Raw genomic sequence first — 3,158 nt, forward strand, 5'->3', positions numbered from 1 at the left:
AATTTGGTGCAGATATAGCAAAAGCAAATAACTTAGATGTTATAAACGTGCTTACTGGATTTAAATTTATAGGTCAATATTGCCAGAAAATAAAAATAAAAAGATGAATAGGGAATTAGTAAAATTTTTTAAAGACTTGTTTTTTATTGATGTAGAAAATAATGATGCAGAAAATATAAATTTTCCAACATTTGAAGAGGTATTGGGAATACTCGACTTGGCAGAACAAAGGGGAGAGGCATTTAAAAATTATAAATCAGAAAGCTATACGGACGAAAATACGAGTATATCGTATATAAGACAGTCTTTGATAATGCTTACTGCATCAGCTCTTAACAATGCCACAAGAGGAAGTAATAGTTATCACCAACTTCTTCTTGAAAACTTAATAAAAGAAGATTTATTAAAAGACACTACATTTATAAGTGTAAATTACGATATACATATAGATAATGCAATAGCAAATTTATATGATGAAAATAAGTTTCCTGTTATGCTAAATTACGGCATTGATTTTTCAAATTTCAAAATAGATACAAACTCATGGCAAAGACCAAAAGATCCAATGGTAAACTTATATAAAATCCATGGCTCTCTAAATTGGCTTTACTGTCCAATATGTAATAGTATCACGATTACGCCATTTGAAGGTGGAGTAATGAGAATAATTGAAAATATAAATCAAGCGAAATGCCTAAATTGTGGAGAGGTAACCGTCCCAATAATCGTACCGCCGACTTATTTTAAAAATATGTCAAACGTATTTTTAAGCACAGTTTGGAACAAATCAGAAATGGCTATTAGAGATAGCGACGTCATTGTATTTTGTGGTTATTCATTTCCAGAGGCGGATATGCACATAAAATATCTATTAAAAAGAGTTCAGACGAGCAGAAAAAAAGACAATCTAAAAGTAATCGTAGTAAATAATCACAGCAAAAAGAGAAGATCCATAAGAGAAAAAGAAAAAAATAGATATAAAAGATTCTTAGGTAAAGATGTAATTTATACGACATATTCATTTGAAGAGTTTGCAGACAATCCCAAAAAAATAATAGATTTGGCAAAATAATTAGATTTAATAAGAAATAATAAACAAATTATTAACAAAGTAATGGATATTAGGGTGAAATAATATGTTTGGATTAGGGGTTATAATAAATAGCGTTACAATAGTTATGGCGAGTTTGGCCGCATTATTATTAAAAAGATTAATAGTAAAACTTGACAAAAATAATAGGGTCGAAAAAATAAGCGATACTATAATGTCTGGGTTGGCACTTTGCATAATATATATGGGAATAAGCGGTGCACTAGAATGTAAGCACGTCCTAATATGTATAGTGTCTATGGTTGTAGGAGGGCTTATAGGGGAGCTAATTGATATAGATAAGGGTCTTAATGGACTTGGAGATAAGATAGAAACTAAATTAAATAAAGACAAAAAAGATGATTCGAGCGAGATGGTGTCGATATCACAAGGATTTGTATCTGCTAGTTTACTGTTTTGTGTGGGGGCTATGGCAGTAGTCGGTTCATTAAACAGTGGACTGTTTGGAAATAACGACACATTATTTGCAAAATCAGCTTTAGATGGTGTTTCTGCGTTTTTATTCTCACTAACTATGGGGATAGGTGTACTTTTATCGGGGATAGCAGTTTTTATATACGAAGGGATTATAGCAAGTGGGGCATTTTTACTAAAGGGAATATTGTCAACTGCTGTAATAACAGAGATGAATGCTGTTGGGAGCTTGCTTATATTGGCACTTGGTATAAACATGCTATTAAAACAAGATATAAAAGTTGCAAACCTACTTCCAGCAATGTTTGTGCCGATAATATTTGGTCTATTGAGAGTAATATAGAATTTATACTGTAGTAGAAAAATAGGATTTTGTGTAGAATTTAGTCAACAACCATTAAAAGTTTTAGACAAATTTTGTATTTGAAAGGAAAATTAGTTATAAAATCAAATATAGTAATAGTGAGAAAAAATTGTAAACATTTTTACAAGGAGGTTATTGCTATGATCGTGTTTGATATAAACGGAGCAATGGTAAAGTTCGACGAAAAAAGAGATAACTACAATACTATACGAAAAACATTTTTAGAATATGCCCAAGATGCGAGTGAAGAATTTAAAAAGTACTGCAGTGAAAATTTGACTACACTTAGACGACTTAACGATAAATACTTAGTATTTGCCGAAAATTTAATAGACGATGCAGTAAAAAAAGGTGTAGAGATTTTAGTCAGTTACAATGTAATTGTCGTTGATTTTAATATTTTTAAAGAGAAATACTGCGAAAAATATTTCGACTTTAAGCTAATATATAATAATGCTATAAAAGAAAAGAGTTCTTTAAAAGATAAAAGAAATGTGTCTAAATTATTTGATATAAAGCCATTAGTAGATAAATTATCGAGAAGCTTGTATAGAGATTGCTTTAATATACACATGGCTGTCATAGATGCACTTTTAGAATATGGAGTAAAAGATGTGGAATCATATATAGATGGAGAGTCTATAAAACAAGCAAATGCGCTATTTAACAACTATAAAGACGGATTTATAAGCAAACCAGACAGCGCCAAAATAGTCCAAAAGATAATCATGGCAAATCCTTATAGAAAAGAAGTCTATGAGTATTTAGTAAAAGAAGATGGAGATTTTGGAGGAGAAATAGAAAGACTTACAAAATACCTAGGATACGATATAAGACCATATAAAGAATATCTGATGGATATGTATGTACAAGAACTTATTGATAATGACTCCAGAGATTTAGAGCTTTCAAAAGAAAAACTTCAAAAATACGCTAAATATATAGGGTGTGACAATGGAACACTCTATTTAACTAGAATAGATGCGATTTACACATTTGAAAACGTTTAAAAGCTAGCTTAGGCTAGCTTTTTTTTAGCGAAGTGAATTTTAAGCAACGGAATCTTTGATTCGTTGGCGCATGAACGAAGTGAATCTTAAGCAACGGAATCTTTGATTCGCCCGCGCATGAGCGCAGTGAATTTTAAGCAACGGACAAAGTCGCCTGCGCCATGAGCGAAGCGAATTATGTTATTAAAATAACATAATACAAAACACAGTATTTATTTCCAATTTCCCAAAAAAAACACATTTTCAACTGAATTTATAC

Annotated in this window: 3 protein-coding genes; all 3 read left to right on the plus strand. The window is 30.9% G+C overall.

The features are described from left to right. Nucleotides 1–79 precede the first annotated feature (79 nt). Nucleotides 80–1,072 carry an SIR2 family protein gene (locus tag I4U58_RS13220; RefSeq protein ID WP_347708187.1) on the plus strand — a complete coding sequence of 331 codons (993 nt, stop codon included), beginning with the start codon at nucleotides 80–82 and terminating at the stop codon, nucleotides 1,070–1,072. A gap of 64 nt (nucleotides 1,073–1,136) precedes the next feature. Then, nucleotides 1,137–1,868: a DUF554 domain-containing protein gene (locus I4U58_RS13225; protein ID WP_195931806.1), complete on the plus strand. Its 732-nt coding sequence runs from the start codon at nucleotides 1,137–1,139 to the stop codon at nucleotides 1,866–1,868. Nucleotides 1,869–2,029: 161 nt separating this feature from the next. Beyond that, entirely contained in the window at nucleotides 2,030–2,899 is an 870-nt protein-coding gene (locus I4U58_RS13230) for a kinase (RefSeq protein WP_195931807.1), read from the plus strand. Nucleotides 2,900–3,158: the final 259 nt, after the last annotated feature.

The organism is Clostridium sp. 1001270J_160509_D11 (assembly GCF_015667935.1).
Classification (GTDB): Bacteria; Bacillota; Clostridia; order Peptostreptococcales; family Peptostreptococcaceae; genus Intestinibacter.

What these genes read in the sequence shown, in the direction of transcription:
- I4U58_RS13230 (WP_195931807.1), top strand. Translation starts at nt 2,030, where the DNA reads ATGATCGTGTTTGATATAAACGGAGCAATGGTAAAGTTCGACGAAAAA.
- I4U58_RS13225 (WP_195931806.1), top strand. Translation starts at nt 1,137, where the DNA reads ATGTTTGGATTAGGGGTTATAATAAATAGCGTTACAATAGTTATGGCG.